The organism is Streptomyces sp. NBC_01013, from assembly GCF_045162765.1.
GTDB lineage: Bacteria > Actinomycetota > Actinomycetes > Streptomycetales > Streptomycetaceae > Streptomyces.
Genome location: NZ_CP108687.1, coordinates 3,210,232 through 3,230,110, shown reverse-complemented (window position 1 = coordinate 3,230,110; position 19,879 = coordinate 3,210,232). Strand labels below are relative to the sequence as shown.

Sequence of the window (19,879 nt, the reverse complement as noted above, 5' to 3'; positions counted from 1 at the left end):
CGAACTGCTCCACACGCGAGAAAGGGCCCAGCCGTGGCCTCCCCGCTCTCCTCCGCCGGACCGGCCCGCCTGGTCGTCCTGGTCTCCGGCTCCGGTACGAACCTCCAAGCCCTGCTCGACGCGATCGGTGACGACCCCGAGGGGTACGGCGCCCGGATCGTCGCAGTCGGTGCGGACCGCGACGGCATCGCCGGTCTGGAGCGGGCCGAGCGGGCCGGACTTCCCACCTTCGTGTGCCGGGTCAGGGACCACGCGACGCGCGAGGAGTGGGACGCGGCGCTCGCCGCGGCCACTGCCGAGTACCGCCCGGACCTCGTCGTGTCGGCGGGCTTCATGAAGATCGTGGGCAAGGAGTTCCTCGCCGGGTTCGGCGGCAGGTTCATCAACACCCACCCCGCCCTGCTCCCCAGCTTTCCCGGTGCCCACGGTGTGCGTGACGCGCTCGCGTACGGCGTGAAGGCCACCGGGTGCACCGTCCACTTCGTCGACGACGGCGTCGACACCGGTCCGATCATCGCGCAGGGCGTGGTCGAGGTGACCGAAGAGGACACCCCGGAGGGTGAAGCAGCCCTCCATGAACGCATCAAGGAAGTCGAGCGCAAGCTGCTCGTCGAGGCCGTGGGGCGGCTCGCCCGTGACGGCTATCGCATTGAGGGACGAAAGGTTCATCTCGGTCATGTCGGTGAATAAGCCCATCCGCCGCGCCCTGGTCAGTGTCTACGACAAGACGGGGCTCGAAGACCTCGCGCGCGGTCTGCACGAGGCGGGTGTCGAGCTGGTCTCCACCGGCTCCACCGCCGGGAAGATCGCGGCCGCCGGAGTGCCGGTCACCAAGGTCGAGGAGCTCACCGGCTTCCCCGAGTGCCTCGACGGCCGCGTGAAGACGCTGCACCCGCGCGTGCACGCCGGCATCCTGGCCGACCTGCGCCTGGACGCCCACCGTGAGCAGCTCGCCGAGCTCGGTGTGGAGCCGTTCGACCTGGTGGTCGTCAACCTCTACCCGTTCAAGGCGACCGTCGCCTCCGGTGCCTCCGACGACGAGTGCGTGGAGCAGATCGACATCGGAGGCCCGTCGATGGTCCGCGCCGCCGCCAAGAACCACCCGTCGGTGGCCGTCGTCACCAGCCCCGAGCGGTACGCCGACGTGCTTGCCGCGGTCAAGGCGGGCGGCTTCGACCTCACCGCCCGCAAGCGGCTCGCCGCCGAGGCGTTCCAGCACACCGCCGCGTACGACGTGGCCGTCGCCTCCTGGTTCGCGGCCGACTACGCCGCCGCCGACGACTCGGGCTTCCCGGACTTCACCGGTGCGACCTTCGCGCGCAAGAACGTCCTGCGCTACGGCGAGAACCCGCACCAGCCCGCCGCGCTCTACACCTCCGGCGAGGGCGGTCTGGCCGAGGCCGAGCAGCTGCACGGCAAGGAGATGTCGTACAACAACTACACGGACACCGACGCCGCGCGCCGGGCCGCGTACGACCACGCCGAGCCGTGCGTCGCGATCATCAAGCACGCCAATCCGTGCGGCATCGCGATCGCCGACGACGTCGCGACGGCGCACCGCAACGCGCACGCCTGCGACCCGCTGTCGGCCTTCGGCGGCGTCATCGCCGTCAACCGGCCGGTGACCGTCGAGATGGCCGAGCAGGTGGCCGAGATCTTCACCGAGGTCATCGTGGCCCCGGCGTACGAGGACGGCGCCGTCGAGGTGCTCTCCCGCAAGAAGAACATCCGAGTGCTGCGCTGCCCCGACGCCCCGTCCGCCGAGGTCGAGGTCAAGCCGATCGACGGCGGCGCGCTGCTGCAGGTGACCGACCGCCTCCAGGCGGAGGGCGACGACCCGGCCAACTGGACGCTCGCCACCGGTGACGCGCTCTCCGCCGACGAGCTCCGTGAGCTCGCCTTCGCGTGGAAGGCGTGCCGCGCGGTCAAGTCCAACGCGATCCTGCTCGCCAAGGACGGCGCCTCGGTCGGCGTCGGCATGGGGCAGGTCAACCGCGTCGACTCCGCGAAGCTCGCCGTAGAGCGTGCGGGCGAGGAGCGGGCACGAGGGGCGTACGCGGCCTCCGACGCCTTCTTCCCCTTCCCCGACGGGCTGGAGATCCTGACCGCGGCCGGCATCAAGGCCGTGGCCCAGCCGGGCGGTTCGGTCCGCGACGAGCTGGTGGTCGAGGCCGCGAAGAAGGCGGGCGTGACGATGTACTTCACGGGCACGCGGCACTTCTTCCACTGACACGAGTCGCAACCGGGTTTGACCCGGCAAGACGAAAGGCCGCCAATTCCCCCGAACGAGAGGGGAGTTGGCGGCCTTCGCGATGCGGTGGGGGTGTGCGGTCACACCCTCGGCATTGCTTACTTCGTCTTGATGACGAGCGTGCTGCCGGCGCGGTCGTGCCAGCCCTGCAGCTTGCCGGAGTTGTCGAAGAAGGGGGAGAGGTAGACCAGCAGCGTGCCGAGACCGCAGAAGAGCGAGCCGACCATCGGGATGATCCAGCGGATGAAGCCCGCACCCAGACCGGGGGCCTGGCCGGTGCTCTCCTTGACGACCTTGACGTTGAGGACCATCTTGCCGAGCGTGGCGCCCCAGATGGAGACCATCAGCCACTCGTAGAGCAGCGCGATCAGTGCGAACACGGCGACGAAGCCGAGGAAGCCCGCGACGATGCCGACGCTGGCGTCGGCCGCGTCGTTCACGCACTGGGTGTAGGCAGGAGTGCCGTACTCCATGCCGCTGCAGTCGTCGATGGACTTCGAGGCGCCCACGAGGCTTGCCACGCCGATCAACGAGAAGATCATGTAGAGGATGCCGTACGCGACGGCGTCCAGGGCGCGCGCACCCAGGCGGCGGCCCATCGTGGCGAGTTCGACGGTTCCGAGGCCCGCGACGTTGATGTACCCGTTGTTGGCCTGGAGGGTGCCGCCCGGCTGCTGGGGCGGGTAGCCGTAGCCGGGCTGACCCTGCGGGGGCACACCGGGCTGCTGCTGCGGGTAGCCGTAACCCGGCTGACCCTGCGGCGGAATGCCCTGGGGGGCCTGCTGCGGGTAGCCGTAACCGGGCTGACCCTGGGGCGGCTGACCCTGCGGCGGCTGGCCGGGCTGGCCGGGCTGCTTTCCGTAGGGGTTGTTCGGGTTCGGGTCGCCGAAGCTCATCTGGGGCGTTCCTCCAACGGACGTACGGGGACGAATGCGGCCGCGCGGAGGAAAGAAAACATCAGCGGTCCGCCCCCCGGGTACTTCTGCGGCACTGCGGCCTTCATCGTTATAAGCAGGACGTAAGTTTGTCCAGTCGCTGCCCAAGAAGTTGTCCAAGCGCAACCTTGTGGCCACGGTCAGCACCTGTAATTCGTCCGCAGGCCCGGTCATCCGCGAGAATGTACCCATGACTGCCCAGATTCTCGATGGCAAGGCCACCGCAGCCGCGATCAAGTCCGATCTCACCGTCCGCGTGGCGGCCCTCAAGGCCCGGGGTGTCACCCCTGGCCTGGGAACCCTGCTGGTCGGGGACGACCCGGGCAGCAGGTGGTACGTGAACGGCAAGCACAAGGACTGCGCCCAGGTCGGCATCGGCTCCATCCAGCGTGAACTCCCCGACACCGCCACGCAGGAGGAGATCGAGGAGGTCGTCCGCGAACTCAACGCCGACCCCGCCTGCACCGGTTACATCGTGCAGCTGCCCCTGCCCAAGGGCATCGACACCAACCGCGTCCTGGAGCTCATGGACCCGGCCAAGGACGCCGACGGTCTGCACCCGATGAGTCTGGGCCGGCTCGTCCTCAACGAGAAGGGCCCGCTGCCCTGCACCCCGCAGGGCGTCGTGCAGTTGCTCCGCCATCACGGGGTCGAGATCAACGGCGCGCACGTGGTGGTCGTCGGGCGCGGTGTCACCATCGGCCGGTCGATCCCGCTGCTGCTGACCCGCAAGTCCGAGAACGCCACGGTGACCCAGTGCCACACCGGTACCCGTGACCTCTCCTCCCACCTGCGCCGGGCCGACATCATCGTCGCCGCCGCGGGCGTCCCGCACATCATCAAGCCCGAGGACGTGAAGCCGGGCGCGGCCGTGCTCGACGTCGGCGTGAGCCGGGACGAGAACGGCAAGATCGTCGGAGACGTCCACCCCGGTGTGGCCGAGGTCGCCGCCTGGATCTCCCCGAACCCGGGCGGTGTCGGTCCGATGACCCGCGCCCAGCTGCTCGTCAACGTGGTCGAGGCGGCCGAGCGTGACGCCGCCGACGCCGTCTGAGCCGGCTGATCCGATCCGGAAGGAACCCCATGGGTGCTGGTACGAGCCCGGCCGACCGGGCCGCCTCGGCGACCGGCCCGGCCGGCGAGCAGGCCGCGGACGCGGCTGAGGTCGCGGCCGAAGGCGAGGCCGGGGCCCCCGCGGCAGATGCGGCCGACGCCCCCGCAGAGGAGGAGCCGGACGGCCGCACCGGAAGTCATGCGGAGCCCGGCCCCGACGCGAGCCCGGCCGCGCGCCGGTCGCGGCGCTTCCCGTCGTTCACCCGGGACACCGCGCGCCCCGAGGGCGGCGGCCGGGCGGCGGGTGGGGACGCCCCCGCGCCCGCCCGTCAGTGGCCGCTGCTCGCGGTGCTCTGCACGGCCGGGGCCGGCCTGTTGATCGTGGCCGCCGACCCCTTCGACGAGGCCTTCCGGATCGGCACGATCCTGATCGGCGTCGCGCTCATCGGGGGCGCGGTCCTGCGGCTCCTGGTCCCCTCGGTGGGCATGCTCGCGGTGCGTTCCCGGTTCACCGACCTGGTGACGTACGGACTGCTGGGCGCCCTCATCGTGATGCTGGCGCTCATGGCGCAGCCCAAACCGTGGCTGGACATCCCGATCCTCGAGGACGCGGTCCACTTCACGATTCGCTGAGACCGGCCCGGCGCACGGGGGCGGCGACGCCGCCTCCCTGAACCCCTGTCCCTCGGTCTGAACGGTGTCCGTCCCCTCCCCCGAGAAGGGACGGACACCGGCGGCGGGGCCCACCGGGAAGAAATGCCCGGAAAGCGGCGACTTGAGCGACCTTGCCCCGTCCTGACGTCAGCCTTGTCGACGGGGAACAAGGGTTCAAGGGGTGACTGCGGCCTGTGGCACGGAAGTGACCATTCCGCCACGGTGTGATCGCTGCGCAACGGCGCTCGGACCGACCCGGCCCCGGGCGAGGCATACCGTGCGCGGCGCGGCGCGGCCCGGCGCAGCGAACGGGACACACGCGCAACGAGTGGTCAGCGGCAGCGGTAAGCAGGGGGACGAAACCGCCGGGCAGACGGAGCGCGCAGGTGGCCGCGGCCGGATGAGCGGGGAGTGACGGGTTGTGTGCGGTGCCACAGGGGGGCGGGCGGCCGTGGGGTTCCGGGTCGGATAGCCTGACCGCTGGATATCTCTTCACATCAAGATTCAGGGATGTCCAGCACCAGGGGCCAGGAGCCCCCACCGCCAGCTGTCTAACGGAGATCGCCATGACCCGCACTCCCGTGAATGTCACCGTGACCGGCGCAGCCGGCCAGATCGGCTACGCGCTGCTCTTCCGCATCGCCTCCGGCCACCTGCTCGGCCCGGACGTGCCGGTCAGCCTGCGTCTCCTGGAGATCCCGCAGGGTCTCAAGGCCGCCGAGGGCACCGCGATGGAGCTCGACGACTGCGCCTTCCCGCTGCTGCGCAACATCGAGATCACCGACGACGCCAACGTCGGCTTCGCCGGTGCCAACGTCGCCCTGCTCGTCGGCGCCCGCCCGCGCACCAAGGGCATGGAGCGCGGCGACCTGCTCTCCGCCAACGGCGGCATCTTCAAGCCGCAGGGCAAGGCGATCAACGACAACGCCGCGGACGACATCAAGGTCCTCGTCGTCGGCAACCCGGCCAACACCAACGCGCTCATCGCGCAGGCCGCCGCCCCGGACGTACCGGCGGAGCGCTTCACCGCGATGACCCGTCTGGACCACAACCGCGCGATCTCGCAGCTGGCCGCCAAGACCGGTGCCGCCGTCTCCGACATCAAGAAGCTGACGATCTGGGGCAACCACTCGGCCACCCAGTACCCGGACATCTTCCACGCGGAGGTCGGCGGGAAGAACGCCGCCGAGCTCGTCAACGACGAGGCGTGGCTGGCCGACACCTTCATCCCGACCGTCGCCAAGCGCGGCGCCGCGATCATCGAGGCCCGTGGCGCGTCCTCGGCCGCCTCGGCCGCGAACGCCGCCATCGACCACGTGCACACCTGGGTCAACGGCACCGCCGCGGGCGACTGGACCTCCATGGGCATCCCGTCGGACGGCTCCTACGGCGTCCCCGAGGGCATCATCTCGTCCTTCCCCGTCACCACGGAGAACGGCACGTACAAGATCGTCCAGGGCCTGGACATCAACGAGTTCTCCCGTGCGCGCATCGACGCGTCGGTGAAGGAGCTCACCGAGGAGCGCGACGCGGTCCGCGAGCTCGGCCTGATCTGATCCGTACGTCCCCGACAGGGGACACGCGGACGCCACCGCCCCCGTCAGCAGCCGGTCGCTGCCGGGGGCGGTGGCGTTTCCCGTACGGGCGCGGCCGGCCTCAGGCCTTGCGCAGCCCGTCGGCCAACTCGCGCAGGGCCGCTGTGGCCCGATGCTGGAGACCGGGGCCGAACGTGACGCGGGCGGCGCCCAGTTCGCCCAGGCGCCGCGGACCCGGACCGTCCGGCCGGGCAAGGGCGTTCAGCGGCACGGGAACGGCGGCGGCCAGGCGGGGGAGCGCCTCGGGCGGCGCCATGATCGGGTACACGCCGTCGGCACCCGCCGCCACGTACAGCAGCGCGCGGCGCAGCGTCTCGGCCTCCTGATCCGTGCCGTCCGGGACGCCGGTGACGTACGTGTCCACCCGGGCGTTGACGAACAGCGCATCCCCGGCGGCCGCCCGCACCTCCGCCAGCCGGTCCGCCTGCCACCGGGCATCCACGAGGACCCCGTCCACCGTGTCCTCCAGATTGCAGCCCACGGCCCCGGCGGTGAGCAGCCGCTCCACCAGCTCCCGGGGTGCCAGCCCGTATCCCGCCTCGATGTCGGCCGACACGGGTACGGAGACGGCGCGGGCGATCCGCGCCACCGCCGCGAACATCTCGGCGGCCGGCGTGGCCCCGTCCTCGTAACCGAGCGAGGCCGCGACCCCCGCGCTCGGGGTGGCCAGGGCGGGAAACCCCGCGTCGGCGAGGACGCGGGCGCTCGCGGCGTCCCACGGGCCGGGGAGGACCAGCGGATCGCCGGGAGTACGGCCGTGGTGCAGCGCACGGAGGTCGGCGGCGGTCATAGCGGAAGGCTCCTGAGGGTGGCGGTGCGGGGGGAGTACACGGATCAGTGGTCGCCGGGGGTGTAGTGGCCCGGGACCATGCGGGTGGATACGGCGAACCGGTTCCAGGCGTTGATCGTGATGATCGCGGAGATGAGATGGGCGAGCTCGGACTCGTCGAAGTGCTTGGCGGCCTTGGCGTACACCTCGTCGGGCACGAAGCCGTCGGTCAGGACGGTGACCGCCTCGGTCAGCTCGATCGCCGCGACCTCCTTCGGCGTGTAGAAGTGCTGCGACTCCTCCCAGGCGCTGAGCTGCACGATGCGCTCGACGGACTCACCCGCGGCGAGAGCGTCCTTGGTGTGCATGTCGAGGCAGAAGGCGCAGTGGTTCAGCTGCGAGGCCCGGATCTTCACCAGCTCGGCCACGACCGGGTCGAGCCCCTTGCGGGACGCGGCCTCCAGGCGGGCCATCGCCTTGTAGACGTCGGGGGCGTGCTGCGTCCACTGCATGCGCGGGGTGTGCTCGGCGGTGTACTCGGAGCTTGCGTGGCTGTTCTCGTTCGTCGTCATGGATAAGACGCTACGCGGCCAGTGGCGCACCTGTATGGTCCATTTCCATGACGGATTCATGGGCCGCTTTCGGCGCCGACCTGCACATCGACCTGACCGGGGCGACCGGGCTGCGGGCCGGTCTCATGGACGCCCTGCGGGAGGCGGCCCGGAGCGGCCGGCTGGCCCCCGGGACCCGGCTGCCCTCCTCCAGGACGCTCGCCGCCGACCTCGGCATCGCCCGCAACACCGTCGCCGACGCGTACGCGGAGCTGGTCGCCGAGGGCTGGCTCACCGCCCGGCAGGGCTCCGGCACCCGGGTGGCGCAGCGGTCCGCGCCGCGCCCGTCCACCACCAGGACGCCGCGCACCCGGCCGCCCCGCAGCCGTCCCGCGTACAGCCTGATGCCGGGCTCGCCCGACCTGGCGACGTTCCCGCGCGCCGAATGGCTGAAGGCGGCCCGCCGCGCCCTCACCCGCGCACCCAACGACGCCTTCGGCTACGGCGACCCGCGCGGCCGGATCGAGCTGCGTACCGTGCTCGCCGACTATCTGTCACGGGCCCGCGGGGTGTACGCCGATCCCGAACGCATCGTGGTGTGCTCCGGCTTCGTCCACGGCCTCACGATGATGGGGAAGGTGCTGCGGGAGCGCCGGGTGCGCGAGGTGGCCGTCGAGTCGTACGGACTGGACGTGCACACGAGCCTGCTCACCGGCGCAGGGCTGCGCATCCCCTGTCTGCCGCTCGACGGACTCGGCTCCCGGACCGGCGAACTGCACGGGATGCGGGGCGCGGGCGCCGTGCTCCTGACACCCGCTCACCAGTTCCCGACCGGGGTGCCGCTGCACCCCGACCGGCGGGCCGCGGCGGTCGACTGGGCGCGCAGCACCGGCGGAGTGATCCTGGAGGACGACTACGACGGGGAGTTCCGCTACGACCGCCAGCCGGTCGGCGCACTCCAGGGCCTGGACCCCGAACGTGTCGTGTACCTCGGGACGGCCAGCAAGTCCCTGGCGCCCGGGCTGCGGCTGGGGTGGATGGTGGTGCCGCAGTCGCTGGTGGACGAGGTGACCGCGGCCAAGGGCTGGAGCGACTGGGCGTCGAGCGCACTGGACCAGCTGACACTGGCGGAGTTCATCGCCTCCGGCGCGTACGACCGGCATGTGCGTGCGATGCGGCTGCGCTACCGCAACCGCCGCGACCAGTTGGTCGCGGCCCTTGCGGAGCGGGCGCCCTCCATCCGCGTCAGCGGCATCGCCGCCGGGCTGCACGCCGTGCTCGAACTCCCGGAGGGCGCCGAGAGCGAGGTCATCCGGGCGGCGGCCTGGCAGGGCCTCGCGGTGGAGGGGCTGTCCTTCTTCCGGCACCCGGACGCCGAGGTGCGGCGCGAGGCGCTGGTCATCGGGTACGGAACACCGACCGACAGCGCCTGGGCGGGGGCGCTGGACGCACTGTGCCGGATCCTGCCGTGAGCGGGATACGGGCCGTCAGCCGGCCTCGCCCGGGACCGCACGCTCCGGCGTGCCCGCCGGCGCCTCCCCGAACCGGGCCAGGGCCAGCGCTCCCGCCACGGCCACCGCGAAGCCGGTGACCGCCAGCCAGCCGAGGCCGTCGCGGGTACGGTCCCCGAGCCGGACGACCCCCACCAGCGCGGGCCCGATCGTCTCGCCCAGCACCATGCCGGCCGTCGCCGTCGTCACCGAACCGCGCTGCAGTGCCGAGGTGAGCAGCAGGAACGCCGAACCGCCGCCCACCAGCAGCGCGTACACGGCGGGATCGGCGACGAGGGCGGACGGCGACACGTCGTCGATCAGCCGGACGGCGACCTCCACCACGCCGAAGCCGCAGCCCGCGCCGAGCCCCAGGACGAGGGCCCGCGCCCGCTCGGGCAGCCGGCCCGCCGCCGTGCCGATCAGCAGGATGCCGACGGCGATACCGAGCATCGACCAGCGCAGCGCATCCGACCCGGTCTCCCGCCCCTCCTCGCCGGAGGAGAGCCCCAGCATGCCGAGGCCCGCGCAGACCACGGCGACGGCCGTCCACTCGGTGGCGCTCAGCCGCACCCCGAGCAGCCGGGCGGCGACGACCGCGGTGACGGCGAGACTCGCGGCCAGGGCCGCGCCCACCGCGTAGATCGGCAGGGAGCGCAGGGCGATGATCTGGAAGACGAAGCCGAGGCCGTCCAGCGCGAGCCCGGCCACGTAACGCCACTGGCGAAGGGCCCGCAGCAGCAGTGCCGGGTCCAGCCCCGCACCCGCACCCGGCTCCGCGGCCGCACGCGCGGCGACGGCCTGAAGGACGGAGGCCGTGCCGAAGCAGACCGCGGAACCGAGCGCACAGATCATCCCCAGAAGCACACCGGGACTCTACTGGCGGACACGCAGGGCCGGAGCGCTCCCGGTACCGGCCCGGGAAAGCCCTACCCCGCGTGCGCGGCCCGCCGCCCGCCGCCCGGGCATCAGCCCCGCAGCACCTCGCGCAGCTGCTCCAGGCCCCAGTCCAGGTCCTCCTTGCTGATCACCAGCGGCGGGGCGAGCCGGATCGTGGAGCCGTGGGTGTCCTTCACCAGCACCCGCCGCTCCATCAGCTTCTCGGAGATCTCCCGCCCCGTGCCGTGGCTCGGGTCGATGTCGACGCCCGCCCACAGCCCGCGGCCCCGCACCGCTTCCACCGCGCCGCCGCCCACCAGCAGGCCCAGCTCCTGATGGAGGTGCTCGCCCAGCTCCGCGGCACGCTGCTGGTACTCGCCGGTGCGCAACATCGCGATGACCTCCAGCGCGACCGCGCACGCCAGCGGGTTGCCGCCGAACGTCGAGCCGTGCTCACCGGGCCGGTAGATCCCCAGCACCGCCGCGGACGACACCACCGCCGAGACCGGCACCACGCCCCCGCCCAGCGCCTTGCCGAGCACGTACATGTCCGGCACGACACCCTCGTGCTCGCAGGCGAAGGTCTTACCGGTCCGGCCGAGGCCCGACTGGATCTCGTCGGCGATGAACAGCACGTTCCGCTCGCGGGTCAGCTCCCGGACCCCGGGGAGATAGCCGGGCGGCGGGACGAGCACCCCGGCCTCGCCCTGGATCGGCTCCAGCAGCACCGCCACCGTGTTCTCGGTCATCGCCTCCCGCAGCGCGGTCAGGTCCCCGTACGGCACGATCTCGAACCCCGGCGTGTACGGACCGAAGTCCGCGCGCGCCTCGTGGTCCGTGGAGAAGCTGACGATCGTCGTCGTCCGGCCGTGGAAGTTGTCGGCGGCGACGATGATCTTCGCCATGCCGTCCGGGACGCCCTTGACCCGGTAGCCCCACTTGCGGGCGGTCTTCACCGCGGTCTCGACGGCCTCCGCCCCGGTGTTCATCGGCAGCACCATCTCCATGCCGCACAACTCGGCGAGCTGCGTACAGAAGTCGGCGAACCGGTCGTGGTGGAAGGCCCGCGACGTGAGGGTCACCCGCTCGAGCTGCGCCCTGGCCGCATCGATCAGACGGCGGTTGCCGTGGCCGAAGTTGAGTGCGGAGTAGCCGGCGAGCATGTCGAGGTGGCGCCGGCCCTCGACATCGGTCATCCAGGCGCCGTCCGCCGTCGCGACGACGACGGGCAGCGGATGGTAGTTGTGCGCGCTGTGGGCCTCGGCGGAGGCGATGGCGGTTTCCGTGGTCGACACGGGATCTCCGTTCGTCGTGCGGCGTGGGCCAAGGGTGTGCCCACTTTGTATCGTCGGTCGGATCCCGCACGAGGAAACCTTCACTTCGCGGCGCGCCCGCGTTTTCCGCTGCCGGGCTCCGCCCGTGTGCCCCCTCCGGCGTCCTCGAACGATTCCTCCACCGGCTGCCCGAGATGTGTTCCGTACCTGAGACAATGACTTCCATGGCCTCTGAACGTCCCCGTGTGCTTTCCGGAATCCAGCCCACCGCAGGCTCGTTCCACCTCGGCAACTACCTCGGCGCGGTCCGCCAGTGGGTGGCCCTGCAGGAGTCCCACGACGCCTTCTACATGGTGGTCGACCTGCACGCGATCACCGTCCCGCAGGACCCTGCCGAGCTGCGTGCCAACACCCGGCTCGCCGTCGCCCAGCTGCTCGCCGCCGGGGTGGACCCGGAGCGCTGCACGCTCTTCGTCCAGAGCCACGTCCCCGAGCACGCACAGCTCGGGTGGGTCATGAACTGCCTGGCCGGATTCGGCGAGGCGTCGCGGATGACGCAGTTCAAGGACAAGTCCGCCAAGCAGGGCGCCGACCGCACCACGGTGGGACTCTTCACGTACCCGATGCTGATGGTCGCCGACATCCTGCTCTACCAGGCCGACCAGGTCCCGGTGGGCGAGGACCAGCGCCAGCACCTGGAGCTGACCCGCAATCTCGCCGAGCGGTTCAACGGCACCTACGGGGACACCTTCACCGTGCCGGACCCGTACATCCTCAAGGAGACGGCGAAGATCTACGACCTCCAGGACCCGTCGGCGAAGATGAGCAAGTCGGCGGCGACGCCCAAGGGCCTGATCAACCTCCTCGACGAGCCGAAGGCGACCGCCAAGAAGGTGAAGAGCGCCGTCACGGACACCGACACCGTGATCCGCTTCGACCGGGCCGAGAAGCCGGGGGTCAGCAATCTGCTGACCATCTACTCGACCCTCACCGACACGTCCGTCGCCGACCTGGAGCAGAAGTACGAGGGCAAGGGCTACGGTGCGCTGAAGACCGACCTCGCCGAGGTCATGGTCGACTTCGTCACCCCGTTCCGCACCCGCGCCCAGGAATACCTCGACGACCCGGAGACGCTGGACTCCATCCTGGCCAAGGGAGCGGAGAAGGCCCGTTCCGTCGCCGCCGAGACCCTGGCGCTGACCTACGACCGGATGGGCCTTCTGCCCGCCAAGCACTGAGAGGACGTCCGGTCGCAGGTCACCCGACAGTCTCTGGGTCCAAGGACCCTGGCGTCGGGGCCTCCACAGGCGGCACACTGGCGGCATAGAGCATCGGCCGTCAGTGGCTGAAAACAGACCATCGAGGATTGAGGAGAACGACGTGGGGACCGTAACGCTCGGCGTTTCGATCGCGGTCCCGGAGCCCTACGGCAGCCTGCTCCAGGAGCGGCGCGCGAGCTTCGGGGACCCTGCCGCACACGGCATTCCCACCCACGTCACCCTCCTGCCGCCGACCGAGGCGGAGGCGGCCGACCTGCCCGCGATCGAGGCGCACCTCGCCGCGATCGCGACCGGCGGCCGCCCCTTCCCGATGCGGCTCTCCGGCACGGGGACCTTCCGCCCGCTCTCGCCGGTCGTCTTCGTCCAGGTCGTGGAGGGTGCCTCGGCGTGCTCCTGGCTCCAGAAGCGGGTCAGGGACGCCTCCGGGCCGCTGGTGCGCGAGCTCCAGTTCCCGTATCACCCCCATGTGACCGTGGCGCACGGCATCTCCGAAGCGGCGATGGACCGGGCGTACGCCGAGCTCGGCGACTACGAGGCGTCCTGGACCTGCGGTTCCTTCGCCCTGTACGAGCAGGGCGTGGACAGCGTCTGGCGCAAGATCAACGAGTTCCCGTTCGGGGCGGGCGGCGGCAGCCCCGCGGTGCCCGCGCAGAGCGGCACCTGCGTGGACGCACCCTCCTTCCACACCTGAGAGACCCTGGGGCGCAGCCTCGCTCCGCACCTGAGGCCCGGGGCGCGCCCCCGGGCCTCACCTGAGGGGGCCGGGCGGCCGCCCTCGCGGCCCCTCCGCCTCAGACCGGCAGGCGCCGGAACAGCGGCCGCGGCACATGCCGCAGCGCCGACATCACCGCCCGCAGTGCCCCCGGCACCCACACCGTCTCCGAACGCCGCCGTAGCCCCGTCACGATCGCTTCCGCGACCGCGTCCGGCGTGGTCACGAGCGGGGTCCGGGTGAACGGGACCATCGCGAGCGGAGCATCGGCCGCCGCCGCTCCGGAGCCTGCGGGCACGGTCGCCGGCCGGACGAGCCCGGGGCGTACGACCATCACATGCACGCCCGTCCCGTGCAGAGCGTCCCCGAGCCCCTGCGCGAACGCGTCCAGGCCCGCCTTGCTCGATCCGTAGATGAAGTCCGCGCGCCGGGCGCGCTCTCCCGCCACCGAGGAGAGCACCACCAGCGAGCCATGGCCCTGAGCCTGGAGTGCGCCGGCGCACACCAGGCCGGCCGACACCGCCCCCGTGTAGTTCGTCTGGGCGACCCGGACCGCGGCGAGCGGCTCCTCCTCGTCACGCTCCTGGTCCCCGGGGATACCGAAGGCGAGAAGCACCATGTCGATGTCGCCCTCGGTGAAGATCTTGCCGAGGCCGGTCTCGTGGGCCTCGGTGTCCAGCGCGTCGAAGTCGACGGTACGGACGTAGGCACCCCGGCCCCGCAGCTCGGCCGCGGCCGAGTCCAGGGCGGGGGAGGGACGGCCGGCCAGCCAGACCGTGCGGGTGCGGCGGGCGATCAGGCGGCGTGCGGTGGCGAGCCCGATCTCCGACGTGCCGCCGAGGATGAGCAGGGACTGCGGGGCACCGAAGGCATCCTTCACGGAACGCTCCTTAAAGGCGGGTGACGGGTGGCGGAAGAGGGGCGCGCACGGCCGCCGGCCGGCGGTCGCAGGCGTCGTCAGAGGGAGAGCCGTCGCGAAAGGTCCGAGCGGAACGCCCCCCGCGGGTCCAACTCGGCTCGGAGCTGCCGGAATTCGCCCAGACGGGGGTACATCGCGGCCAGCGTGTCGGGGCGCAGCCGGGAGTCGGCCGTCAGGCAGACCCGCCCGCCCGCCGCGGCCACCTCCTCGTCCAGGCGGTCGAGGAAGCGGCCCAGCCCCGGCAGGGCGGCGGGCAGGTCCAGGGCGAGGCTCCAGCCGGGTTCCGCGAACGACAGCCAGCCGGGATCGCCCGGTCCGAACCGCTTGAGCACGGCGAGGGACGTCGGACAGCGGCGCTGCGAGAGCTGCCCGACGATCCGGCGCAATGTCTCCGCCCTCCTGTCTCCGACGGTGAACTCGTAGTGCACGAAGCCGCCCCGGCCGCGGATCCGGTGTGTGTGCGGCGCGGTGTCCAGGGGACGGAAGAACGTGGAGATCCGCTGGAGTTCACCGGTGCGGGACCTCGGCGCGCGGCGATGGCGGAGCTCGTTGAACGCGGCGGCGGACACCCGGCCGAGCAGGCCGCCGGGCATGAGGCCCGGCGCGGAGGAGTGTGCGGGGGGCAGGGGGGTGGGGCGGAAGCTCAAGGGTGTGCGCCGGGCGTACGCCGGGAGCATCTGGAGGGAGGCGTGCTCCCCCCGGATCAGCGCGCCGCGCCCCGTCGACCCGCCGCGGGCGGTCAGGTCGACCCAGGCGGACGCATAACGGTGACGGCGGCTGCCGGCGGCGAGCCTCGTCATCAAGTCGTCGAGATCGAGAGCCCGTTCGGTGTCGACCGACATCAGGGACGTCTCGACCGGATGGAACCTCAGTCTGGCCGAGAGGATCACCCCGGTCAGGCCCAGGCCGCCCGCGGTCGCGTCGAAGAGCGGCGTGCCGGGGTGGACCGTACGGATCTGGCCGTCCGCGGTGAGGAGTTCGAACTCCGCGACATGCCGGGAGAAGGAGCCGGCGGTGCGGTGGTTGTGACCGTGGACGTCGGAGGCGATCGCCCCGCCCACGGTGATGTACCGGCTGCCGGGCGTCACCGGCAGGAACCAGCCGAGCGGCAGCAGAACCTCCAGCAGCCGGTGCAGGCTCACGCCCGCGTCGCACGTCACGCGGCCGGCCGCGGCATCGATGGTGCGGATCCGGTCCAGCCCCGTCATGTCGAGGACGGAACCCCCGGCGTTCTGCGCCGCGTCGCCGTGCGCCCGGCCCAGGCCGCGGGCGATCGAGCCGCGCGGGCCGCAGCCGCGCACCGCGGCGACGGCTTCCTCGTAACTACGGGGGTGAAAGCGCAGCGCGGTCGTCGGGGCGGTACGGCCCCAGCCGGTCAGGGACACGGTGTCGACAGACATGAGGGTGACCGTATCGCCCGAGAAAACACCTTTGAGGGATTTGTTACAACACTCACCGAAATGGGTGATTGCGGGGATGCCATCCCGCCCCCGGCGAACCGCACGCCGGTTTTCGGTGCCCGGGAGGGTAGTCGTACGTCATGGACTGGCTGAAGAATCTCCCCGTCATCGGGCCGCTCATCTCCCGGCTGATGGAGACACACGCCTGGCGCAGCTACGAAACGCTGGACAGGGTCCACTGGGCCAGGCTGGCCGCGGCGATCACCTTCATCAGCTTTCTGGCTCTCTTCCCGCTGATCGCGGTCGCGGCGGCGATCGGCGCGGCGCTGCTCTCGGACGAGCAACTGAACAAGATCGAGGACAAGCTCGCCGACCAGGTGCCCGGCATCTCCGACCAGCTCGGCATCGACAACCTGGTGGCCCACGCGGGGACGGTCGGGCTGGTGGCCGGGGCGCTGCTGCTCTTCACCGGCATCGGCTGGGTCGGCTCCATGCGGGACTGTCTGCGCGCCGTCTGGGAGAAGGACGACCAGGACCAGGGCAACCCCGTCCTGCGCAAACTCAAGGACGCCGGAGTGCTGTTCGGGCTGGGCGGCGCCGCCCTGGTGACCATGGCGATCTCCTCGGTCGGCTCCGTGGCCGTCGGCCGCGTCGCCGATCTGCTCAACATCCCGGAGAACGGCGCGGGCGGCGTGCTGCTGCGGATCGCGGCCCTGCTGGTGGCCGTGCTCGCCGACTTCCTGCTGCTGCTCTACCTGCTGACCCTGCTGCCCGGCGTCGAGCCGCCGCGACGCCGGCTCGTGGTGGCCGCGCTGATCGGCGCGGTCGGCTTCGAACTGCTCAAGCTGCTGCTCGGCAGCTATATGAAGAGCGTCGCCTCGAAGAGCATGTACGGCGCCTTCGGCGTGCCGATCGCGCTGCTCCTGTGGATCAACTTCACCGCGAAGCTCCTGCTGTTCTGCGCCGCCTGGACGGCCACGCGGAGCAAGGGGGAGGCCGGACCGGCGGAGGGCGCGGAGCAGGGCTCCGCGCCCGCCCCCGGCGGGCAGACCGGTGGCAGCACCCTCAGCGGCGGGGGAGGCGGCGCACCAGGTCCGGCAGGGGCCAGCGCCGGTTGACCAGGAACACCGCCCCGGCCAGCAGCACGAGCGCCCCACCGGCGATGGCGAGGGCGGTCCCGACGCCGTTGGTGCTGTCGGTGGCCGCGGCGGCCCTCGCGGCGCCGGGGCCGTGCTCACCCTTGGCCGCGGCCGGCTTGTCGGCCTGGGCGCCCTTGCCGGTACCTGTCCCGGTCCCGGTCTCGGCGGACTTCGGTGCGACGAGTTCGCCGACCGGGGTGACCTTGCCGCTTGCGGCGAAGCCCCAGTCCAGCAGGCTCGCCGCCTCCTTGTAGACGGCGTGGGTCTGGTTGGACGACGGATTCATGACGGTGACGAGCAGCACCTTGCCGTTGCGCTCGGCGACGCCGGTGAAGGTGTTGCCGGCGTGCGTCGTGTAGCCGTTCTTGACGCCCGCGATGCCCTTGTACTGGGCGACGCCGTCGGCTCCGGTGAGCAGCCGGTTGGTGTTCTGGATGCCGAAGCTCTCGCGCTCCTTGCCCTTCTCCTTCTTGCCGGGGAACTGTGCCGTCGCCGTGGCGCAGTATTCGCGGAAGTCCGCCTTCTGCAGCCCGCTGCGGGCGAACAGCGTGAGGTCGTACGCGCTGGAGACCTGGTCGGGGGCGTCGTACCCGTCGGGCGACACCACCGTGGTGTCCAGGGCCTGGAGCTCCTCCGCGTGCGCCTGCATGTCGGCGACGGTCTTGGGGACGCCCCCGTACATCGACGCCAGCACGTGCACCGCGTCGTTGCCCGACCGCAGGAAGACCCCGAGCCACAGGTCGTGCACCGTGTAGCTGAGGTCCTCCTTGACGCCGACCAGGCTGCTGCCCTCTCCGAGATCGGCGAGGTCCTCGTCCTTCACCGTGTACGAGAGCGTCTTCGGCTGGAGCGCCGGTGCCTGGATCAGGGTGTCGGCGAAGAGCATCTTCAGCGTGGAGGCCGGCGGCAGTCGCCAGTGCGGATTGTGCGAGGCGAGCACATCGCCCGTCTCCGCGTCCGAGACCATCCAGGACCGGCCGGTCAGATCCTTCGGCAGGACCGGGGCACCGGCGCCGAGGTTGACCTGGGTCCCGCTCCGGCCGAGCTGCGCGCCACCGAGCTGCGACATGCCGGCGGGCGGCTTCGGCTCGTCGTCCGCGGTGTCCTGACCGACCGCCGACGCGGGACCGACGAGGAGAACGGACAGCAAAGCGGCAGAGGTGACCGACAGTGCGGTCTTCTTGAGAGCTGACACGGTCGAAAACGTACATGCAGTTGATCTGAATATGGATACCGGAGGTATGACCCGCCGGACGCACCGCCGGGACAGCCCACCCCGGGCGAGGCGGTCGGAGGGTTCCGGAGATACTGATTCCATGAAGCTCAGCCGCCCCGTCTCCTGGTTCCTGCTCGCGTTCGGGGTGTGGAGCTGGTTCATCTGGATCACTTTCGTCAAGAACCTGTGGAAGGACGGCAGCGGCCTCGCCTTCGACGACGCGGGTGACCCGACTGCCTACTTCTGGGTGCATCTGCTGCTCGCCATCACGTCCTTTCTCCTGGGGACGGCAGTGGGCGTGATCGGGTTCCGTGGCGTCAGGGCCCTGCGCAGTCAAAGCGCTTAGCGCAGCGACTTCCGGCCAGGACCGAATATGGGGCGTACCGGTACAAACGAGGTGGGGGAGTGCGGGTGGCCGTCATGGGGTTCGCTCTGTTCGCGGCCGTGGTGCTCGTGCTGCTGGTCGTCGTGCACCGCTATGTGTGGCGCCGCTTCGTCGGTGACACGACGACAGCGGGGAGCCTCCCGCGCAGGGCCGGAACGGCGGCGGCGTATGTCCTGCCGCTGCTGAGCATCGGCGCCCTGGTCTCCGGGCGTACCGGTGCACCCTTCTGGCTCCAACAGGTGCTGGCCTGGCCCGGCTACCTGTGGCTGGCCGCCCTGCTCTACCTGACGCTCGCCCTGCTGGCCGGCGAAGCGGTACGTCCCCTGCTGCGACGGTTGCTCGCCCGCCGGGCCGCGGGCGTACGGGCCGCGGCGGGTACGAAGGCGCCTGCAGCGGAGACGGCGCCCGCCGACACGGGCACCGCCCCGCCCGGGTCCGGCACCGGGGCCGCGCCTCCGCCGGCCGCCGCGCCCTCGTTTGCCGCCGCGCCCCTCGCGACCGCGCCCCCGCCGGCCGCCGCGCCCCTCGCACCCCCTGCCCCCTCGCGCCGCCTCTTCGTGGCCCGTGCTGTCGGCGGCGCCGCCGCGACCGCCGGGCTCGGTACGACCGCCTACGGCGCCTACGGAGTGCTGCGCGGCCCGCGCGTCAAGCGCGTCACCGTCCCGCTGGCCAGGCTGCCCCGCTCCGCCCACGGCTTCCGGATCGCCGTCGTCAGCGACGTCCATCTGGGCCCGATCCTCGGCAGGGCCCACACCCAGCGGATCGTCGACACGGTCAACCGGACCCAGCCCGACCTGATCGCGGTCGTCGGGGACCTGGTCGACGGATCGGTCGCCGATCTCGGTCCGGCCGCGGAACCGCTTGCCCGGCTCCGCTCCCGGCACGGCGCGTTCTTCGTCACGGGCAACCACGAGTACTACTCGGGGGCCGCCGAATGGGTCGACCACGTAAGGGAATTGGGCCTGCACCCGCTGGAGAACGCCCGGGTCGAGATCGATGGCTTCGATCTCGCCGGAGTCAACGACATCGCGGGCGGGAGCGAAGGCCGGGGGCCGGATTTCGGGCGTGCCCTCGGGGACAGGGACCGCACCCGTGCGGCCGTGCTCCTGGCGCACCAGCCCGTCGTCATCGACGAGGCCGTCGAGCACGGCGTGGACCTTCAGCTCTCCGGGCACACCCACGGCGGCCAGCTCTGGCCGGGCAACTTCATTGCGGAACTGTCCAATCCCACGGTCGCGGGCCTTGAGCGCTACGGGGACACGCAGTTGTACGTCACGCGCGGCGCGGGTGCCTGGGGCCCGCCGGTGCGGGTGGGCGCTCCCTCGGACGTCACCGTCGTCGAGCTCGCGTCCCACCAGGCGTAATGCACCGGCGAAC

19 protein-coding genes are annotated in these 19,879 nt (G+C 71.6%); 11 read left to right on the top strand and 8 right to left on the bottom strand.

The window, feature by feature from the left end; translation table 11 throughout:
- Positions 1-33: 33 nt before the first annotated feature.
- Positions 34-690: a phosphoribosylglycinamide formyltransferase gene (gene purN, locus OG538_RS13720; RefSeq protein ID WP_406093451.1), complete on the top strand. Its 657-nt coding sequence runs from the start codon at positions 34-36 to the stop codon at positions 688-690.
- Positions 677-2,230 carry a bifunctional phosphoribosylaminoimidazolecarboxamide formyltransferase/IMP cyclohydrolase gene (purH, locus tag OG538_RS13715; RefSeq protein ID WP_406093449.1) on the top strand — a complete coding sequence of 518 codons (1,554 nt, stop codon included), beginning with the start codon at positions 677-679 and terminating at the stop codon, positions 2,228-2,230. The genes purN and purH overlap by 14 nt, the downstream gene beginning before the upstream one ends.
- Positions 2,231-2,349: 119 nt before the next feature.
- Here purH and OG538_RS13710 read toward each other — a convergent pair whose 3' ends face one another.
- Positions 2,350-3,147, bottom strand: a complete 798-nt coding sequence (locus OG538_RS13710) for an RDD family protein (protein WP_406093447.1) — start codon at positions 3,145-3,147, stop codon at positions 2,350-2,352.
- A 229-nt stretch (positions 3,148-3,376) separates the two neighbouring features.
- On the opposite strand from OG538_RS13710, the gene OG538_RS13705 reads away from it, so the two are divergent.
- The 3 genes from OG538_RS13705 to OG538_RS13695 all read left to right on the top strand — a co-directional run bounded on the left by OG538_RS13705 (position 3,377) and on the right by OG538_RS13695 (position 6,449).
- The gene (locus OG538_RS13705; RefSeq protein ID WP_406093445.1) at positions 3,377-4,240 is read left to right on the top strand and encodes a bifunctional methylenetetrahydrofolate dehydrogenase/methenyltetrahydrofolate cyclohydrolase; all 864 of its coding nucleotides are present in this window, start codon (positions 3,377-3,379) and stop codon (positions 4,238-4,240) included.
- 29 nt (positions 4,241-4,269) lie between these two features.
- Entirely contained in the window at positions 4,270-4,872 is a 603-nt protein-coding gene (locus OG538_RS13700) for a DUF3017 domain-containing protein (RefSeq protein WP_406093443.1), read from the top strand.
- A 587-nt stretch (positions 4,873-5,459) separates the two neighbouring features.
- Complete coding sequence (locus tag OG538_RS13695) at positions 5,460-6,449, top strand: malate dehydrogenase (RefSeq protein ID WP_406093441.1); 990 nt, start codon at positions 5,460-5,462, stop codon at positions 6,447-6,449.
- Between the two features lie 100 nt (positions 6,450-6,549).
- Here the strand turns inward: OG538_RS13695 and OG538_RS13690 are convergent, their stop codons facing one another.
- Positions 6,550-7,278 carry an isocitrate lyase/phosphoenolpyruvate mutase family protein gene (locus OG538_RS13690; RefSeq protein WP_406093440.1) on the bottom strand — a complete coding sequence of 243 codons (729 nt, stop codon included), beginning with the start codon at positions 7,276-7,278 and terminating at the stop codon, positions 6,550-6,552.
- Positions 7,279-7,322: 44 nt separating this feature from the next.
- Positions 7,323-7,829: a carboxymuconolactone decarboxylase family protein gene (locus tag OG538_RS13685; RefSeq protein ID WP_406093438.1), complete on the bottom strand. Its 507-nt coding sequence runs from the start codon at positions 7,827-7,829 to the stop codon at positions 7,323-7,325.
- 47 nt (positions 7,830-7,876) lie between these two features.
- On the opposite strand from OG538_RS13685, the gene OG538_RS13680 reads away from it, so the two are divergent.
- A complete protein-coding gene (locus OG538_RS13680; protein WP_406093436.1) occupies positions 7,877-9,280 on the top strand; it encodes a PLP-dependent aminotransferase family protein in 1,404 nt (467 codons plus the stop codon).
- Positions 9,281-9,295: 15 nt separating this feature from the next.
- Here the strand turns inward: OG538_RS13680 and OG538_RS13675 are convergent, their stop codons facing one another.
- A complete protein-coding gene (locus tag OG538_RS13675; protein ID WP_406100120.1) occupies positions 9,296-10,153 on the bottom strand; it encodes a hypothetical protein in 858 nt (285 codons plus the stop codon).
- A gap of 113 nt (positions 10,154-10,266) precedes the next feature.
- Positions 10,267-11,472: an ornithine--oxo-acid transaminase gene (gene rocD, locus OG538_RS13670; protein ID WP_406093434.1), complete on the bottom strand. Its 1,206-nt coding sequence runs from the start codon at positions 11,470-11,472 to the stop codon at positions 10,267-10,269.
- Between the two features lie 203 nt (positions 11,473-11,675).
- Between rocD and trpS the strand changes: the two genes are divergently transcribed.
- On the top strand, positions 11,676-12,689 hold the full coding sequence (gene trpS, locus OG538_RS13665; protein ID WP_406093432.1) for a tryptophan--tRNA ligase: 1,014 nt from the start codon (positions 11,676-11,678) through the stop codon (positions 12,687-12,689).
- A gap of 142 nt (positions 12,690-12,831) precedes the next feature.
- The gene (locus OG538_RS13660; protein ID WP_406093430.1) at positions 12,832-13,422 is read left to right on the top strand and encodes a 2'-5' RNA ligase family protein; all 591 of its coding nucleotides are present in this window, start codon (positions 12,832-12,834) and stop codon (positions 13,420-13,422) included.
- A 100-nt stretch (positions 13,423-13,522) separates the two neighbouring features.
- Here OG538_RS13660 and OG538_RS13655 read toward each other — a convergent pair whose 3' ends face one another.
- Positions 13,523-14,323 carry a decaprenylphospho-beta-D-erythro-pentofuranosid-2-ulose 2-reductase gene (locus OG538_RS13655; RefSeq protein WP_406093428.1) on the bottom strand — a complete coding sequence of 267 codons (801 nt, stop codon included), beginning with the start codon at positions 14,321-14,323 and terminating at the stop codon, positions 13,523-13,525.
- Positions 14,324-14,400: 77 nt separating this feature from the next.
- Entirely contained in the window at positions 14,401-15,762 is a 1,362-nt protein-coding gene (locus OG538_RS13650) for an FAD-binding protein (protein ID WP_406093426.1), read from the bottom strand.
- A gap of 140 nt (positions 15,763-15,902) precedes the next feature.
- Here OG538_RS13650 and OG538_RS13645 point away from each other — a divergent pair, with 140 nt between their 5' ends.
- A complete protein-coding gene (locus tag OG538_RS13645; RefSeq protein WP_406093424.1) occupies positions 15,903-16,880 on the top strand; it encodes a YihY/virulence factor BrkB family protein in 978 nt (325 codons plus the stop codon).
- Here OG538_RS13645 and OG538_RS13640 read toward each other — a convergent pair.
- Positions 16,828-18,096, bottom strand: coding sequence for a D-alanyl-D-alanine carboxypeptidase family protein (locus OG538_RS13640; protein ID WP_406093422.1), 1,269 nt, complete (start codon positions 18,094-18,096; stop codon positions 16,828-16,830). The genes OG538_RS13645 and OG538_RS13640 overlap by 53 nt on opposite strands.
- 121 nt (positions 18,097-18,217) lie before the next feature.
- Here OG538_RS13640 and OG538_RS13635 point away from each other — a divergent pair, with 121 nt between their 5' ends.
- Both OG538_RS13635 and OG538_RS13630 read left to right on the top strand, forming a co-directional pair.
- Positions 18,218-18,463 (top strand): SCO4848 family membrane protein, encoded by a 246-nt coding sequence (locus tag OG538_RS13635; RefSeq protein ID WP_406093420.1) that lies wholly within the window; start codon positions 18,218-18,220, stop codon positions 18,461-18,463.
- A 74-nt stretch (positions 18,464-18,537) separates the two neighbouring features.
- Positions 18,538-19,866, top strand: coding sequence for a metallophosphoesterase (locus tag OG538_RS13630; protein ID WP_406093418.1), 1,329 nt, complete (start codon positions 18,538-18,540; stop codon positions 19,864-19,866).
- Positions 19,867-19,879: the final 13 nt, after the last annotated feature.